General features: G+C 73.2%; 14 protein-coding genes. 9 read left to right on the forward strand and 5 right to left on the reverse strand.

Translation table 11 applies throughout. The features are described from left to right. Window positions 1–59 precede the first annotated feature (59 nt). Together ppgK and ACZ4SV_RS02095 are read right to left on the reverse strand one after the other, a co-directional pair. Window positions 60–806: a polyphosphate--glucose phosphotransferase gene (gene ppgK / locus ACZ4SV_RS02090; RefSeq protein ID WP_468000725.1), complete on the reverse strand. Its 747-nt coding sequence runs from the start codon at window positions 804–806 to the stop codon at window positions 60–62. Between the two features lie 29 nt (window positions 807–835). Next, window positions 836–1,852: a 4-hydroxy-3-methylbut-2-enyl diphosphate reductase gene (locus ACZ4SV_RS02095; RefSeq protein WP_468000727.1), complete on the reverse strand. Its 1,017-nt coding sequence runs from the start codon at window positions 1,850–1,852 to the stop codon at window positions 836–838. Between the two features lie 76 nt (window positions 1,853–1,928). On the opposite strand from ACZ4SV_RS02095, the gene ACZ4SV_RS02100 reads away from it, so the two are divergent. The 4 genes from ACZ4SV_RS02100 (at window position 1,929) to ACZ4SV_RS02115 (ending at window position 5,996) form a co-directional block, all read left to right on the forward strand. After that, a complete protein-coding gene (locus ACZ4SV_RS02100; RefSeq protein ID WP_468000729.1) occupies window positions 1,929–3,278 on the forward strand; it encodes an APC family permease in 1,350 nt (449 codons plus the stop codon). Window positions 3,279–3,827: 549 nt separating this feature from the next. Beyond that, window positions 3,828–5,036, forward strand: a complete 1,209-nt coding sequence (xseA, locus tag ACZ4SV_RS02105; RefSeq protein WP_365877777.1) for an exodeoxyribonuclease VII large subunit — start codon at window positions 3,828–3,830, stop codon at window positions 5,034–5,036. Then, window positions 5,033–5,266 carry an exodeoxyribonuclease VII small subunit gene (locus ACZ4SV_RS02110; RefSeq protein ID WP_365877775.1) on the forward strand — a complete coding sequence of 78 codons (234 nt, stop codon included), beginning with the start codon at window positions 5,033–5,035 and terminating at the stop codon, window positions 5,264–5,266. The genes xseA and ACZ4SV_RS02110 overlap by 4 nt, the downstream gene beginning before the upstream one ends. 139 nt (window positions 5,267–5,405) lie before the next feature. Next, entirely contained in the window at window positions 5,406–5,996 is a 591-nt protein-coding gene (locus tag ACZ4SV_RS02115) for a malonic semialdehyde reductase (protein WP_397941678.1), read from the forward strand. A gap of 102 nt (window positions 5,997–6,098) precedes the next feature. On the opposite strand, the gene ACZ4SV_RS02120 is transcribed toward ACZ4SV_RS02115, so the two are convergent. Further along, window positions 6,099–6,626 carry a DUF4245 domain-containing protein gene (locus ACZ4SV_RS02120; RefSeq protein WP_365877770.1) on the reverse strand — a complete coding sequence of 176 codons (528 nt, stop codon included), beginning with the start codon at window positions 6,624–6,626 and terminating at the stop codon, window positions 6,099–6,101. Between the two features lie 128 nt (window positions 6,627–6,754). On the opposite strand from ACZ4SV_RS02120, the gene glpX reads away from it, so the two are divergent. Continuing rightward, window positions 6,755–7,789 carry a class II fructose-bisphosphatase gene (glpX, locus tag ACZ4SV_RS02125; protein WP_365941854.1) on the forward strand — a complete coding sequence of 345 codons (1,035 nt, stop codon included), beginning with the start codon at window positions 6,755–6,757 and terminating at the stop codon, window positions 7,787–7,789. Between the two features lie 152 nt (window positions 7,790–7,941). Here the strand turns inward: glpX and ACZ4SV_RS02130 are convergent, their stop codons facing one another. Further along, window positions 7,942–8,316 (reverse strand): WhiB family transcriptional regulator, encoded by a 375-nt coding sequence (locus ACZ4SV_RS02130; RefSeq protein ID WP_397941677.1) that lies wholly within the window; start codon window positions 8,314–8,316, stop codon window positions 7,942–7,944. 175 nt (window positions 8,317–8,491) lie between these two features. Beyond that, window positions 8,492–9,175, reverse strand: a complete 684-nt coding sequence (locus tag ACZ4SV_RS02135) for a DUF1707 SHOCT-like domain-containing protein (protein WP_397941675.1) — start codon at window positions 9,173–9,175, stop codon at window positions 8,492–8,494. Between the two features lie 166 nt (window positions 9,176–9,341). Here ACZ4SV_RS02135 and ACZ4SV_RS02140 point away from each other — a divergent pair, with 166 nt between their 5' ends. The 4 genes from ACZ4SV_RS02140 (at window position 9,342) to ACZ4SV_RS02155 (ending at window position 15,791) form a co-directional block, all read left to right on the forward strand. Beyond that, on the forward strand, window positions 9,342–11,012 hold the full coding sequence (locus ACZ4SV_RS02140; protein WP_365883851.1) for a fumarate hydratase: 1,671 nt from the start codon (window positions 9,342–9,344) through the stop codon (window positions 11,010–11,012). Between the two features lie 173 nt (window positions 11,013–11,185). Then, window positions 11,186–12,583 carry a class II fumarate hydratase gene (locus ACZ4SV_RS02145; protein WP_468000733.1) on the forward strand — a complete coding sequence of 466 codons (1,398 nt, stop codon included), beginning with the start codon at window positions 11,186–11,188 and terminating at the stop codon, window positions 12,581–12,583. A gap of 84 nt (window positions 12,584–12,667) precedes the next feature. Then, window positions 12,668–13,357, forward strand: coding sequence for a cytidylyl-2-hydroxypropylphosphonate hydrolase (fomD, locus tag ACZ4SV_RS02150; protein ID WP_365880432.1), 690 nt, complete (start codon window positions 12,668–12,670; stop codon window positions 13,355–13,357). A 268-nt stretch (window positions 13,358–13,625) separates the two neighbouring features. After that, window positions 13,626–15,791, forward strand: coding sequence for a SpoIIE family protein phosphatase (locus tag ACZ4SV_RS02155; protein ID WP_468000736.1), 2,166 nt, complete (start codon window positions 13,626–13,628; stop codon window positions 15,789–15,791). The last annotated feature ends 51 nt before the right edge of the window (window positions 15,792–15,842 follow it).

Here is a 15,842-nt window from a genome sequence, read left to right on the forward strand (position 1 = left end):
GCCCCCGGAAACCCACCGCCCCGGCACATCCAGAGGCCGACGCCGAGGCCCCCGCCCCCTCAGCCCTCCTGGGCCGCCCTCATCGCCGCTCCCACGATTCCCGCGTTGTTCTGGAGTTGCGCGGGGACGATCTCGGCCTGGACGCCCTCGATGAGGTGCAGGAACTTGTCCGCCTTGCGGCTGACCCCGCCGCCGATGATGAAGAGTTCCGGCGAGAAGAGCATCTCCACGTGTGCCAGATACCGCTGGACGCGCTGGGCCCACCGCTGCCAGCTGAGGTCGTGGTCCTCCTTCACCTTGCTGGAGGCGCGCTTCTCGGCCTCGTGGCCGTCCACCTCCAGGTGGCCCAGCTCGGTGTTGGGCAGCAGGGTGCCGTCCACGAAGACGGCGCTGCCGATGCCCGTGCCGAAGGTGAGCAGGATCACCGTGCCCTTGCGGCCCCGCCCGGCGCCGAACTCCATCTCGGCGACGCCCGCCGCGTCCGCGTCGTTGACCACCGTCACCGGCAGGCCGCCGAGCCGGTCGGCGAACAACGCGCGCGCGTCCGTGTCGATCCAGCTCTTGTCCACGTTCGCCGCCGTACGCACCGTGGCGCCGCCGGTGACCACTCCGGGGAAGGTCAGGCCGACCGGGCCGGTCCAGCCGAAGTGGTCCACCACCTGCTTGACCCCGTCGGCGACGCCCTCGGGCGTCGCCGGGTGCGGGGTGAGCACCTTGCACCGCTCCTGGGCCAGGTCGCCCCGGTCGAGATCCACAGGGGCGCCCTTGATCCCGGATCCGCCGATGTCCACGCCGAAGATCTGCATGGCCCCACGGTACGACGGACCACTGACGGTCATGCCGCGGGCGTACCGCTTCCGCCGCGCTCGGCCACCAGCGTCGCCGCCTCCTCGCGCAGGTCGCGGCGGAGTTCCTTGGGCAGCGAGAAGGTGATGGACTCCTCGGCGGCCTTGACCAGCTCCACGTCCGCGTAGCCGCGCTCGGCGAGCCACTCCAGGACCTGCTCGACCAGCACCTCGGGCACGGAGGCGCCGGAGGTGACGCCGACGGTGCCCACGCCCTGGAGCCAGGACTCGTCGATCTCGTCGGCGAAGTCCACCAGGTAGGCCTCGCGGGCGCCGGCCAGCTTGGCGACCTCGACCAGGCGCTTGGAGTTGGAGGAGTTGCGCGAGCCGACGACGATGACCAGTTCGGCCTCGGCGCCCATCTGCTTGACCGCGAGCTGGCGGTTCTGGGTGGCGTAGCAGATGTCGTCGCTGGGCGGCGAGACGAGGCCCGGGAACTTGGTCTTCAGGGCGTCGACGGTCTCCATGGTCTCGTCCACGGAGAGGGTGGTCTGGGAGAGCCAGACGACCTTGGACGGGTCGCGGACCTCGACCTTCGCGGCGTCGGCGGGGCCGTCGACGAGCTGGATGTGCTCGGGCGCCTCGCCGGAGGTGCCGATGACCTCCTCGTGGCCCTCGTGGCCGATCAGGAGGATGTCGTAGTCCTCCTTGGCGTACCGGACGGCCTCCTTGTGGACCTTGGTGACCAGCGGGCAGGTGGCGTCGATGGTGGCGAGCCGGCCGCGCCGGGCCTCTTCGTGCACCACGGGTGCGACGCCGTGCGCCGAGAACATGACGATGTTGCCGGGCGGCACCTCCTCCGTGCGCTCGACGAAGACGGCGCCCTTCTTCTCCAGGGTCTGCACGACGTACTTGTTGTGGACGATCTCGTGCCGGACGTAGATCGGGGCCCCGTACTGCTCCAGGGCTTTCTCCACGGCGATCACGGCGCGGTCCACGCCGGCGCAGTAGCCACGGGGGGCGGCGAGCAGGACACGGCGGCCAGACGAAGCGGTCATGGGACCCATCGTAAGGCCGCGTTCCGGGGCACGGAGATCACCGGCGGGGCGCTTCCCGGCGCCGCGCCGGGGAAGACTGGTGCGTATGTCCGAGACCGGAACGACCGCCTCCGAGGCCGCCCCGGACCAGCGCCTGCGCCGCGGCCTGGGCCTGCGGGACCTCGTGGTCTACGGGTTGCTGTTCATCGCCCCGATGGCGCCGGTCGGGGTGTTCGGGGCGCTGGACGCCCGGTCGCACGGCGCGGTGGCGCTGGTGTACGCGGTGGCGACGGTGGCCATGGGGTTCACGGCGTTCTCGTACGCGCAGATGGTGCGGGCCGTACCGCGGGCGGGCTCGGTGTTCGCCTACGCGCGGGCGGGGCTCGGCGACGGGGCCGGGTTCGTCGCGGGCTGGATGGCGGCGCTGGACTACGTGCTCATCCCGGCGGTGGCCTACCTCTTCTCCGGGATCGCGATGAACGCGCTGGTCCCCGAGGTGCCGCGGTGGGTGTGGACGGCGCTGGCCGTGGTGCTCACGACGCTGCTGAACCTGTGGGGCGTACGGGCCGCCGCGCGCGTGGGCTTCGCCGTGCTGGTCCTGGAGATCGCCGTACTGCTGGTGTTCGTGGTCGCGGCCGTGGTGGTGCTGGCGCGGGACGGGGCCCAGCGGGGGCTGCTGTCGCCGCTGACCGGGGACGGCACGCAGGGCGGGTTCGCGCTGTCCGCGGTGCTCGGCGCGGTGTCCGTGGCGGTCCTGTCATACCTGGGCTTCGACGCTATCGCGACGTTCGCGGAGGAGGTCACCGGCGGTTCGGCGCGGGTGGCACGGGCGCTGCTGTTCTGCCTGGCGCTGGCGGGCGTGCTGTTCGTGGCGCAGACGTATCTGGCGGCGCTGCTGGAGCCGGTGTCCTCGGCGCGGCTCGCGCACGATCCGGGACGGCAGGGCACGGCCTTCTACGACGCGGTGGACTCCGCCGCCGGTGCCTGGCTGCACGACCTGGTGGCCGCGAGCAAGGCGGTCGGAGCGGCGTTCGCGGCGCTGGCCGGGCAGGCGGCGGCCGGGCGGCTGCTGTTCGCGATGGGCCGTGACCGGCGGCTGCCGCGCGCGCTGTCCCGGACGGACGGCGGCGTGCCGCGGGTGGCGCTGCTGTGCGCGGCGCTGGTCACGCTGGTGGCCGCCGGCTGGGCGGCGCGGCGCGACGACGGCCTGGACCGGCTGGTCTCGGTGGTCGACATCGGCGCGCTGACCGCGTTCACGCTGCTGCACGCGAGCGTGGTGGGGTATTTCGCCCGGTCCGGTGGGTGGAGCTGGTGGCGGCACGGGCTGGTGCCGGTGGCCGGCGCGGCGATCACGGTGGCGGTCGTCGTGGCGGCCTCCGGGGTCGCGCAGGCGGTGGGCGCGGTGTGGCTGGCCCTCGGGCTGCTGGTGCTGACGGTTCAGCGGCGTACCCGGTAGGGGCACGGGCACCGCCGCAGCCGTCCGCACCCGGCGACGCGGCATACCCGGCAGGAGCACGGGCACCGCCCGGCCCTCCGCACCCGGCGGCGCCCCGGCGCCCGCATCGCGCGCGGCCGGTCTGTCGGCATCGGCCCGTACCCGCTAGGGGCGCAGGCACCGCCCGACCGGCCGCACCCGGCGACGCGGCATACCCCGTAGGAGCGCGGGCACCGCCCCGGCCCTCCACGCTCGGCCACGCCCGGCGCCCGCACCGCGCGCGGCCGGTCTGTCGGCATCGGACCGTACCCGCTAGGGGCGCAGGCACCTCCCGACCGTCCGCACCCGGCGGCACGGCCTACCCGGTAGGAACCCGGGCACAACCCGGCCGGCCGCACCCGGCGGCACGGCCTACCCGGTAGGAACACGGGCACAACCCGGCCGGCCGCACCCGGCGGCACGGCGTACCCCGTAGGAGCGCGGGCACCGCCCCGGCCTCCACGCTCGGCGACGCCCGGCGCCCGCATCGCGCGCGGTCGGTCTGTCGGTACCGGCCGTTAGGCTCGCCGCATGGCTGTCAACACGTCCCCGGAGTCCCCCCTGCCCGTCGGCGAGGTGTCACGGCTGATCGGGGGCTGGATCGACCGGCTCGGCGCGGTGTGGGTCGAGGGGCAGATCACGCAGTTGTCGCGGCGCCCGGGCGCGGGTGTCGTGTTCCTCACCCTCCGCGACCCGTCGCGCGACGTCTCCGTCGGCGTGACCTGCTTCCGCCAGGTCTTCGACGCGGTCGCGGACGTGGTGGGCGAGGGCGCCCGGGTCGTCGTGCTGGCGAAACCGGAGTGGTACGCGCCGCGCGGCCAGCTCTCGCTGCGCGCCGCCGAGATAAGGCCGGTCGGCGTCGGTGAGCTGCTGGCCCGGCTGGAGCAGTTGAAGAAGGCGCTCGCGGCCGAGGGGTTGTTCGCGGCGGAGCGGAAGAAGCCGCTGCCGTTCCTGCCGCAGTTGATCGGGCTGGTGTGCGGCCGGGCCTCCGCCGCGGAGCGGGACGTGCTGGAGAACGCCCGGCACCGCTGGCCGGCCGTCCGCTTCGAGGTGCGCAACGTCCCGGTGCAGGGCGTGCACGCCGTCCCGCAGGTGGTGCAGGCGGTCAAGGAACTGGACGCGGCCGACGACGTGGACGTGATCATCGTGGCGCGCGGCGGCGGCAGCGTCGAGGATCTGCTGCCCTTCTCGGACGAGCAGTTGGTGCGGGCCGTGGCCCGGTGCCGTACGCCGGTGGTGTCCGCGATCGGGCACGAGCCGGACCACCCGCTGCTGGACTACGTCGCCGACCTGCGCGCCTCCACGCCGACGGACGCGGCCAAGAAGGTCGTGCCGGACGTCGGCGAGGAGCTGGAGCGGGTGCGGGGGCTGCGGGACCGGGCGCGGCGCTGCGCGGCCGCGTTCGTGGAGCGGGAGGAGCGCGGGCTGGCGCACGCCCTGGCCCGGCCGTCGATGGAGGATCCGCACCGGATGATCGACGAGCGCGCCGACCAGGTGGCCGCGGTGCTGGAGCGCGGCCGGCGGACGCTCGGGCACCTGCTGGACCGCGCGGACTCGGAGCTGACGCACACGCACGCCCGGGTGGTGGCGCTCTCCCCCGCGGCGACGCTCCGGCGCGGTTACGCGGTGCTGCAACGGGCGGACGGGCACGTGGTGCGCGATCCGGCCGGGGTGACGGCGGGCGAGGCGCTGCGGGCCCGCGTCGCCGAGGGTGAATTCACAGTGAAGGTGGAGGCATGACGAGCAAGGTGGACGAAACGCTCTCGTACGAGCAGGCGCGCGACGAGCTGATCGAGGTCGTACGGCGGCTGGAGGCGGGCGGTACGACGCTGGAGGAGTCGCTGGCGCTGTGGGAGCGCGGCGAGGAGCTGGCCACGGTGTGCCGGCGCTGGCTGGAGGGCGCACGGGCCCGGCTGGACGCGGCGCTGGCCGGGGACGAGGAGGGCGACGGGGACAGGGACGGGGAGTAGGCGGGCGGGCCGCCTGTGCTGTGACCCGGATCACGGCACCCCGGCTTTAGTTGAAGATTAAACCTCACCTGGCGTAGGGTCTGCTGCGTCAGCCGGTCCGCATCCCGCCGGGCCGGACGCGCACCCTAGGAAGTCACCCATGTCTCTCGTTCTTGACCCCGCCGCCCAGGACCTGCTGTTCCGCGAGGCCCGCACCGCGAACACCTTCACCGACGAGCCGGTGACCGACGAGCAGGTCCAGGCGATCTACGACCTGGTCAAGTACGGCCCCACCGCCTTCAACCAGAGCCCGCTGCGCATCACCCTGGTCCGCTCCCCCGAGGCCCGTGAGCGCCTGGTCAAGCACATGGCCGAGGGCAACCAGGCCAAGACCGCCGCCGCCCCGCTGGTCGCGATCCTCTCCGCGGACAACGAGTTCCACGAGGAGCTGCCGGCCCTGTTCCCGCACTTCCCGCAGGCCAAGGACGTCTTCTTCGGCGAGCGTCCGGCCCGCGAGGGCTCGGCCACGCTGAACGCCGCCCTCCAGGCCGCGTACTTCATCGTCGGCGTCCGCGCCGCGGGCCTCGCCGCCGGCCCGATGACCGGCCTGGACTTCGAGGGTGTCCGCAAGGAGTTCCTGGACGACGACCACACCCCGCTGATGGTCGTCAACATCGGCAAGCCGGGCCCGGACGCCTGGTTCCCGCGTTCGCCGCGCCTGTCCTACGAGGACGTCGTCACCACCGTCTGACGGCCCGCGCGGCAGCGTGCCGTACGGAACCGCGCGGCAGCGTGCCGCACGGCGAGGGGCCCCCGGCAACCGCCGGGGGCCCCTTTCGTGCGCGCGGGCGGGTCACTCCGTGCGGAGCGCCGCCGCCATCTTCGCCAGCTCGGCGAACGAGCCGGTGCCGGCCACCACCGTGGTGGAGCCGGGCGAGTCCGCGAGGACCAGGGCGTCGTACCGGCCGCCAGTGCAGCGGGTCCAGGTGCGGCCGCCGATCCGCTCGGTCCGCTCGGTCACCGACCCGCCCTGGCTCGCCTGGCCGATGAACGCGCCGCGCTTCCCCGCGGACTGCTCCACCTGCACGTACTGGCCGTCCGGGCTCTGGAAACCGAGGTGCCAGTGGTCGGACTTCCCGCCCTGGAAGCGTACGGAGGTCGCCTTCCAGGTACTCGGCAGGCCCTCGGGCGCGGCCACCGGATAGCTCGCCGCCCGGCGGGCTGTGAGCAGTTCGACCCGGTAGTCGACCCGCTTGAGGTCGGGAGCGTGATCGTCGTGCGGAATCGCGATGAAGTACACCACCAGTGCCGCGATGCCGATCAGGACCAGGGAGAGGATCATGTCCCGGGCCGTCTTCTGCTTGCCGTTCGAGCCTGCCACGCCCTCTATCGTCGCAGGTGCCCGGGGCGCTCATCCGTGGGGTCCCCTGCTCATTTTATCTGCCTAACGATAGAGTCGAGGTTCAAGACCCTCATCCGGCCGTCGTCGTATCAGAAAGGTGCGCTCCGATGACCGAACATCACCTCCTGCCGTCCGAGCTGGACGTTCCCTCCGAGGCTCCCGACCGCAACCTCGCCCTCGAACTGGTCCGGGTGACCGAGGCCGCCGCGATGGCCGCGGGCCGCTGGGTGGGGCGCGGTGACAAGAACGGCGCCGACGGTGCCGCGGTGCGCGCCATGCGGACCCTCGTCTCCACCGTGTCGATGAACGGCGTGGTCGTCATCGGCGAGGGCGAGAAGGACGAGGCGCCCATGCTCTTCAACGGCGAGCACGTGGGCGACGGCACCGGCCCCGAGGTCGACATCGCCGTCGACCCGATCGACGGCACCACGCTGACCGCCAAGGGCATGCCGAACGCGATCGCGGTCCTCGCCGCCGCCGAGCGCGGCGGGATGTTCGACCCGTCCGCGGTGTTCTACATGGACAAGCTGGTCACCGGCCCCGAGGCGGCGGACTTCGTCGACATCAACGCGCCCGTCGGGGTGAACATCCGCCGGATCGCCAAGGCCAAGCGGTCCTCGCCGGAGGACGTCACCGTCGTCATCCTCGACCGGCCGCGGCACGAGGGGCTGATCCGGGAGGTCCGGGAGGCCGGCGCGCGCATCAAGCTGATCTCCGACGGCGATGTGGCCGGCTCGGTGTACGCGCTGCGCGAGGGCACCGGCGTCGACCTGCTGCTCGGTATCGGCGGCACGCCCGAGGGCATCATCTCGGCCTGTGCCGTCAAGTGCCTGGGCGGGACCATCCAGGGCAAGCTGTGGCCGAAGGACGACGAGGAGCGGCAGCGGGCGATCGACGCCGGGCACGACCTGGACCGGGTGCTGACGACGGACGACCTGGTCTCCGGGGAGAACGTGTTCTTCGTCGCCACCGGCATCACCGACGGCGAGCTGCTGCGCGGGGTCCGGTACCGGTCGGAGACCGCGCTGACCGAGTCGATCGTGATGCGGTCGAAGTCGGGCACGGTACGCCGGATCTACTCCGAGCACCGGCTGAGCAAGCTGCGGGCCTACAGCGCGATCGACTTCGACCGGGCCAAGTAGGCGCCCAGCGGGAAGCGGCCGGCCAGGATCGCCAGTGGAGCCGTGCGCGGCCGGCCGCGCGGCTCCCGGCACCCCTGCGGGTGCCGGACACGCCGGACGCCGAACGCGGGAAAGCGCCCCCTGTGCGGAGGGGGCGCCCCACGCTGCCGTCGTCAGCCCGCCATGCGGTTCGCCGCCGCCCGCGCCGTCTTCTTCAGCTCCACGTCCCGGCGGCGGCGCCGCGCCAGCACCACCCGGCGCTCGGCCGCCGTGAGGCCGCCCCAGACGCCGTAGGGCTCGGGCTGGAGCAGGGCGTGCTCGCGGCACTCGACCATCACCGGACAGCGGGAGCAGACCCGCTTGGCCGCCTCCTCGCGGGACAGCCGTGCGGCGGTCGGCTCCTTGGACGGGGCGAAGAACAGTCCGGCCTCGTCGCGTCGGCACACCGCCTCGGTGTGCCAGGGAGCGTCTTGGTCCCTGTCTCGCGCGGGCACCCGCTGGACCGGAACGCCGGCTACCTGCAGGGACTGATGCGGCGGTTGCAGCACGGTCTACTCCTGACGACGGCTTCGCGAGCGAGAGACGATGCAGCAAGCCCTACCCGCTGTACGCGTGCCTATGCACAGCGTTCCCGTGCGCGGGCGTGCGGCGGCTCGTTCACGCCCCCGGGCCGGCGCCGCGGCGCCGGCCGGGCCGTTCCGGTCACCGGCGCGTTCGCGGCCGTCAGCGGCCGAAGTGCCGGCGCATCTTCCGGTCGACCTTGTCCTGGACGCGTTCGAGGATGTCCGCCACCAGCTTGCCGCGCCGGGCCCGCGCCTCCACGTTGCCGAGGACGGCCCAGCCGTCGACGTAGACCACCGGCGCGTTCGGGTCCGCCGAGTCCAGCGGGCTCACCTCGAAGTTGCCGAGCACGCCGCCGCCGGTGCCGCGCAGCGAGACGTTCTCCGGCACCCGGATCTGGACGTCGCCGAAGACGGAGACCGCCTTGACCACCACCTGCTGGTACTCGAAGAGCGCCTCGCTGAGGTCGATCTCGACACTGCCGAAGACCGCGTAGGCGTGCAGCCGGCGCCCGGCGCGCCAGCGGCCCCGGCGGACGGCGCTGCTGAACACCGCCACCACGCTGGCGTCGGCCTCCGCCGGGACCGCGCCCGGAGCGGGCCGGGACGGGGCGGCCGCGTAGGCGGCGGCGCGCTGCTGGCCGGCGGGCAGGTCCCGGACGAAGACCTCCAGCTCGCCCACGGTCTTGGCGAGCAGCACCCCGTCCACGCGCTCGGCGTGCTCGTCGGCGGTCAGCCGGCCCTCGGCCAGGGCCTCGCGGAGGATGTCGACGACCCGGTCGCGGTCGGCGTCCGAGGCGCGCAGTTCGGTCGCGGGCGGGGGCGCGGTCTGCTGGTGAAGGTCCACGGCAGCAGCGTAGCGACACACGATAGATCGCGACAGCCCCCGGCGGCACCGCCCTCAGTCGCACTGAGCCTTACCTCACAGGTTCGCCGCCCACGGCAGGTTCTAGGCTGGTGAGGCCCGCCAGCGTCGGCGGGCCGCCGTCCGTCAGAGTGAGGAATGGGCTGAGATGCCTGAGTTCGCGTACACCGATCTGCTCCCCCAGGGCGAGGACACCACCCCGTACCGGCTGGTGACCTCCGAGGGCGTGTCCACCGTCGAGGGGCCGGACGGGCGGACGTTCCTCAAGGTGGAGCCGGAGGCACTGCGCAAGCTGGCCGAGGCCGCCATCCACGACATCCAGCACTACCTGCGCCCGGCCCACCTCGCCCAGCTGCGCCGGATCCTCGACGACCCGGAGGCGTCGGCGAACGACAAGTTCGTCGCGCTCGACCTGCTGAAGAACGCGAACATCGCGGCGGCCGGCGTGCTGCCCATGTGCCAGGACACCGGCACGGCGATCGTCATGGGCAAGCGCGGGCAGCACGTGCTGACGGCCGGCGAGGACGAGCGGCACCTCTCGCACGGCATCTTCGACGCCTACACCAAGCTGAACCTGCGGTACTCGCAGATGGCTCCGCTCACCATGTGGGAGGAGAAGAACACCGGTTCCAACCTGCCCGCACAGATCGAGCTGTACGCGACCGACGGCGGCGCCTACAAGTTCCTGTTCATGGCCAAGGGCGGCGGCTCCGCCAACAAGTCCTTCCTGTACCAGGAGACCAAGGCCGTCCTGAACGAGTCCTCCATGATGAAGTTCCTGGAGGAGAAGATCCGTTCGCTCGGCACGGCCGCCTGCCCGCCGTACCACCTGGCGATCGTCGTCGGCGGCACGAGCGCCGAGTACGCCCTGAAGACCGCGAAGTACGCCTCCGCGCACTACCTGGACGACATGCCGGCCGAGGGCTCGCCGCTGGGCCACGGCTTCCGGGACAAGGAGCTGGAGGAGAAGGTCTTCGAGCTGACGCAGAAGATCGGCATCGGCGCGCAGTTCGGCGGCAAGTACTTCTGCCACGACGTCCGGGTGGTCCGGCTGCCCCGGCACGGCGCCTCCTGCCCGGTCGCCATCGCCGTCTCCTGCTCCGCCGACCGCCAGGCGGTCGCGAAGATCACGGCGGAGGGCGTCTTCCTGGAGCAGCTGGAGACCGACCCGGCGCGGTTCCTGCCCGACACCACGCAGGAGCACCTCGACGAGGCCGGCGACGTGGTCCGGATCGACCTGAACCAGCCGATGGAGACGATCCTCGCCGAGCTGACGAAGTACCCGGTCAAGACCCGGCTGTCGCTGACCGGTCCGCTGGTCGTCGCCCGTGACATCGCGCACGCGAAGATCAAGGAGCGGCTGGACGCGGGCGAGGAGATGCCGCAGTACCTGAAGGACCACCCGGTGTACTACGCCGGCCCGGCCAAGACCCCCGAGGGGTACGCCTCCGGTTCCTTCGGCCCGACGACGGCCGGCCGCATGGACTCGTACGTGGAGCAGTTCCAGGCGGCGGGCGGCTCGAAGGTGATGCTGGCCAAGGGCAACCGCAGCAGGCAGGTCACCGACGCGTGCGCGGAGCACGGCGGTTTCTACCTCGGCTCCATCGGCGGCCCGGCCGCCCGACTGGCGCAGGACTGCATCAAGAAGGTGGAGGTCCTGGAGTACGAGGAGCTGGGCATGGAGGCCGTCTGGCGGATCGAGGTCGAGGACTTCCCGGCGTTCATCGTGGTGGACGACAAGGGCAACGACTTCTTCACCGACCCGGCCCCCCAGCCGACGTTCACCTCGATCCCGGTGCGGGGACCCGGGCTGGCCTAGGGCCTCTCCTGCTGCATCACGCCGCCACCGGGTACCCGGTGGCGGCCGCCGCGACGGCGACGGCCGCCCGCCCGGTTCCCGCGCAGGTGTCACCCCTCGGTCTGTACTGGTGGGTAGTCACCCGGGGAATACGTGTGCCGCGACCAGTGCTCACGTCTTCCGGAGGTACGACGATGACGACCGAAGAGCCGCAGTACCGCATCGAGCACGACTCGATGGGCGAGGTCCGGGTCCCGGCCCACGCCAAGTGGCGGGCGCAGACCCAGCGCGCCGTCGAGAACTTCCCGGTGTCCGGGCAGCGCATCGAGCGGGCCCACATCGAGGCGCTGGCCCGGATCAAGGCGGCGGCGGCGAAGGTGAACGCCGGCCTCGGCGTGCTGGACGCGGAGATCGCGGAGGCGATCCGGGAGGCGGCCGGGGAGGTCGCCGAGGGCCGGTGGGACGAGCACTTCCCGGTGGACGTGTTCCAGACCGGCTCGGGGACCTCGTCCAACATGAACGCCAACGAGGTCATCGCGACGCTGGCCACCGAGCGGCTCGGCCGGGACGTCCACCCGAACGACCACGTCAACGCCTCGCAGTCGTCCAACGACGTCTTCCCGTCCTCGATCCACATCGCGGCCACTGCGGCCGTCACCCACGACCTGATCCCGGCGCTGGAGCACCTCGCCGCGTCCCTGGAGCGCAAGTCCGCGCAGTTCGCGGACGTGGTGAAGTCGGGGCGGACGCACCTGATGGACGCCACGCCGGTGACGCTCGGCCAGGAGTTCGGCGGCTACGCGGCGCAGGTGCGCTACGGCGTCGAGCGGCTGCGGGCCTCCCTGCCGCGCCTCGCCGAGCTGCCGCTGGGCGGCACGGCGGTCGGCACCGGCATCAACACCCCGCCCGGCTTCTCCGCCGCCGTCATCGCGGAGGTCGCCCGGACCACCGGGCTGCCGCTCACCGAGGCCCGCGACCACTTCGAGGCGCAGGGCGCCCGGGACGGCGTGGTGGAGACCAGCGGACAGCTGCGGACCATCGCGGTCGGCCTGACGAAGATCGCCAACGACCTGCGCTGGATGTCGTCCGGGCCGCGCACCGGTCTCGCCGAGATCCGGCTGCCCGACCTCCAGCCCGGCTCCTCGATCATGCCGGGCAAGGTCAACCCGGTCGTGCCCGAGGCCGTGCTGATGGTCGCGGCCCAGGTCATCGGCAACGACGCGACCATCACCACGGCCGGCGCAGCGGGCAACTTCGAGCTGAACGTGATGCTCCCGGTCATCGCCAAGAACGTCCTGGAGTCCGTCCGGCTGCTCGCCAACGTCTCCCGGCTGCTGGCCGACCGGACCGTGGACGGCATCACCGCCGACCGCGAACGCGCCCGCGAGTACGCCGAGTCGTCGCCGTCGGTGGTCACCCCGCTGAACAAGTACCTCGGTTACGAGGAGGCGGCGAAGGTCGCCAAGAAGTCCCTCGCCGAACGCAGGACGATCCGTGAAGTCGTCCTGGAGGGCGGCTATGTGGAGCGCGGCGTGCTGACCCGGGAGCAGCTCGACGAGGCGCTGGACGTCCTGCGGATGACACGCCCGTAAACCGGGGGCGGACCTTTCCGGCCGGCCCCGGCCGCCGTGACGCGCGCCGCAGCGTCGTGTGCCCGTGCCACCTAATATCTGCGCATGACGGACGACGGAGCGATGACACGGACGGCGGGCGGACCCACGGCGCACTGGACCCCGGGAACGCACATCCTGTGGCGTTACCGGGCGAACGCGGGCGAGCGGATCCACATCGCCCGGCCCGTCACCGTCGTGCGGGACGACGCCGAACTGCTGGCGGTGTGGCTGGCCCCCGGCACCGAGTGCGTGAAGCCGGTGCTGGCCGACGGCACGCCCGTGCACCTGGAGCCGCTGGAGACCCGCTACACCAAGCCGCGCACGGTCCGCCGGGAACGCTGGTTCGGCACGGGCGTGCTGAAGCTGGCCCAGCCCGGCCGGCCCTGGTCGGTGTGGCTGTTCTGGGAGCCGGGCTGGCGGTTCAAGAACTGGTACGTCAACCTGGAGCAGCCGCTGGCCCGGTGGGCGGGCGGCGTGGACTCCGAGGACCACTTCCTGGACATCTCCGTGCACCCGGACCGCAGTTGGCACTGGCGCGACGAGGACGAGTTCGCCCAGGCGCAGCGGGACGGGCTGATGGACCCGGCGACCGCCGAGCGGGTGCGGGCGGCGGGCCGGGAGGCGGTGGAGGTGATCCGCGCGTGGGGGACGCCGTTCCCGGACGGCTGGCAGCACTGGCGCCCGGATCCGTCCTGGGCGGTACCTTCTCTCCCCGAGGACTGGGACCGCACACCCGCGCGGCTGTCCTCGTGAGACCCTTGATGCGCCCCCGGGCGGGAAACGTAGGATCGTCGTCCGCAAGGGCGCGCGAGGGCAACCACCGGAGCACGCGCAGAGCTTGACCGATCGTCACCGAGGGGCGGCAGGACGTGAGCGAGGGGTACCAGGGCACCACCGGGAGGACCGGCCCCGGGGGAATTCCGTTCCCTGGGCACCTATTGCGGGTATCGGGACTTCGACGGGACCGACTGCGCGCCCGGCGCACCCGGCGCGCAGCCCCGGACGGACGGATGCGACACGCGTGACGGAGCAGCCCACCACCTTCGGACGCCCCCAGCCGGGCGTCGACCCCGCGGACTCCCGCGGGGCACTCCCGCGTACCCCGGCGCAGCCCGGCGGTGCCGCCTTATCCGCGCAGGCCCGGGCCGGCGCGGCGCCCCCGGGGCCGGGCCCGGCCACGACCCGCGGCAAGGGAGAGGACGGCATGGGCAAGGAGCACCCGGCGGACGGCCCCGAGCACTCCCAGCCCGCCGTCACCGAGCCCGTGGGGGCGCCTGCCGCGTACGGGGGTCCTCCCGCGCGCGAGAAGCCGAGCGTGGGGGAGAAACCGAGCGTGGCGGAGCATCGTCCGCGGCCCGCGTCGGAGGGCATCCCGGCGCAGCCCGGTGCCGACCAGGAACGGGTGCCGGACGGCCCGGAGCGCCGCAGCGGACGGGGACTGCCGCCGGGGCGGCCGATGCCGATGCGGCGGGACGGGGACCGGCTGAGGTTCGTGGGCGCGGCCACCCGGCGGATCGCCCGCGGGCTGGACCTGGACGAGATCGTGATGGGGCTGTGCCGGGCGACCGTGCCGACGTTCTCGGACGCGATCCTGGTCTATCTGCGCGACCCGCTGCCGGTCGGCGACGAGCGGCCCACCGGTCCGGTGGTGCTGCGGCTGCGCCGCACCGACCGGATACCGGAGGAACGGGACACCGACGGGGTACTGCTGTCGTCGGCGTTCGAGCCGGAACCGGAGCCGGCGGGACCGGCGGACCTGTCGACGCTCAGCACCGAGCTGTGCGAGGTGCGGCCGGGCGGCGCGCTGAACGAGGTGCTGCGCGGGGTGCGGCCGGTGTTCGCCGACGCGCCCGCCGCCCGGGACGCGCTGCCGGAACTGCTCGGCGAGGGCGGTGAGGCGATCGTGCCGGACGGGCAGCACGCGATCCTCGCGCCGCTGCGCGGCCGGCGCCGGGTGATCGGCGCGGCCCTGTTCCTGCGCCGCCCGGACCGGCCCGCGTTCGAGGCGGACGACCTGCTGGTGGCGGCGCAGCTCGCCACGCACAGCGCGCTCGGCATCGACAAGGCGGTGCTGTACGGCCGCGAGGCGTACATCGCCGACGAACTCCAGCGCACCATGCTGCCCGAGACCCTGCCCCGGCCGACCGGGGTCCGGCTGGCCTCCCGGTATCTGCCGGCGGCGGAGACCGCGCGGGTCGGCGGCGACTGGTACGACGCGATCCCGCTGCCCGGCAGCCGGGTCGCGCTGGTCGTCGGCGATGTGATGGGCCACTCGATGACCTCGGCGGCGATCATGGGCCAGCTACGCACCACCGCGCAGACGCTGGCCGGGCTCGATCTGCCGCCGCAGGAGGTGCTGCACCATCTGGACGAGCAGGCGCAGCGCCTGGGCACCGACCGCATGGCGACCTGCCTCTACGCGGTCTACGACCCGGTCACGCACCGCATCACGATCGCCAACGCCGGCCATCCGCCGCCCGTGCTGCTGCACCTGGGCGGGCGGGCCGAGGTGCTGCCGGTGCCGCCCGGCGCGCCGATCGGGGTCGGCGGGGTGGACTTCGAGGCGGTGGAGCTGGACGCGCCCGCCGGGGCGACCCTGCTGCTGTACACCGACGGGCTGGTGGAGTCCCGGCTGCGGGACGTGTGGACCGGCATAGAGCAGTTGCGGGAGAAGCTGGCCGCGACCGCGCAGCTCACCGGGCCGGACCATCCGCCGCCGCTGGAAGCGCTGTGCGACGAGGTGCTGGACATGCTCGGGCCGGGCGACCGGGACGACGACATCGCGCTGCTCGCGGCCCGGTTCGACGGGATCGCGCCGAGCGATGTCGCGTACTGGACGCTGGAACCCGAGGAGACGGCGCCCGGCCAGGCCCGCCGGCTGGCCCGGCGCGCGCTCGCCCGCTGGGATCTGGAGGAGCTGACGGACTCGGTGGAGCTGCTGGTCAGCGAGGTCGTGACCAACGCGGTGCGGTACGCGTCGCGGCCGGTGACGCTGCGGCTGCTGCGCACCGACGTGCTGCGCTGCGAGGTCGGCGACGACGTGCCGCAACTGCCGCGGCTGCGGCAGGCCCGGGCCACGGACGAGGGCGGGCGCGGGCTGTATCTGGTCAACCGGCTGGCCCGGCGCTGGGGTGCGACCCGGCTGAGCACCGGCAAGGTGGTCTGGTTCGAGCTGAACCGGGGCTGAGAGCCCGTTACGCCGAGGGGGGCGCCCGGAGTTCTCCGGGCGCCCCCCTCG

This window comes from Streptomyces sp. NPDC027672, assembly GCF_055566335.1.

Excerpts from the sequence above, each read along its gene's own strand:
- ppgK (WP_468000725.1), bottom strand. The coding sequence starts at position 806 with ATGCAGATCTTCGGCGTGGACATCGGCGGATCCGGGATCAAGGGCGCC.
- ACZ4SV_RS02095 (WP_468000727.1), bottom strand. The coding sequence starts at position 1,852 with ATGGGTCCCATGACCGCTTCGTCTGGCCGCCGTGTCCTGCTCGCCGCC.
- ACZ4SV_RS02100 (WP_468000729.1), top strand. The coding sequence starts at position 1,929 with ATGTCCGAGACCGGAACGACCGCCTCCGAGGCCGCCCCGGACCAGCGC.
- xseA (WP_365877777.1), top strand. The coding sequence starts at position 3,828 with ATGGCTGTCAACACGTCCCCGGAGTCCCCCCTGCCCGTCGGCGAGGTG.
- ACZ4SV_RS02110 (WP_365877775.1), top strand. The coding sequence starts at position 5,033 with ATGACGAGCAAGGTGGACGAAACGCTCTCGTACGAGCAGGCGCGCGAC.
- ACZ4SV_RS02115 (WP_397941678.1), top strand. The coding sequence starts at position 5,406 with ATGTCTCTCGTTCTTGACCCCGCCGCCCAGGACCTGCTGTTCCGCGAG.
- glpX (WP_365941854.1), top strand. The coding sequence starts at position 6,755 with ATGACCGAACATCACCTCCTGCCGTCCGAGCTGGACGTTCCCTCCGAG.
- ACZ4SV_RS02140 (WP_365883851.1), top strand. The coding sequence starts at position 9,342 with ATGCCTGAGTTCGCGTACACCGATCTGCTCCCCCAGGGCGAGGACACC.
- ACZ4SV_RS02145 (WP_468000733.1), top strand. The coding sequence starts at position 11,186 with ATGACGACCGAAGAGCCGCAGTACCGCATCGAGCACGACTCGATGGGC.
- fomD (WP_365880432.1), top strand. The coding sequence starts at position 12,668 with ATGACGGACGACGGAGCGATGACACGGACGGCGGGCGGACCCACGGCG.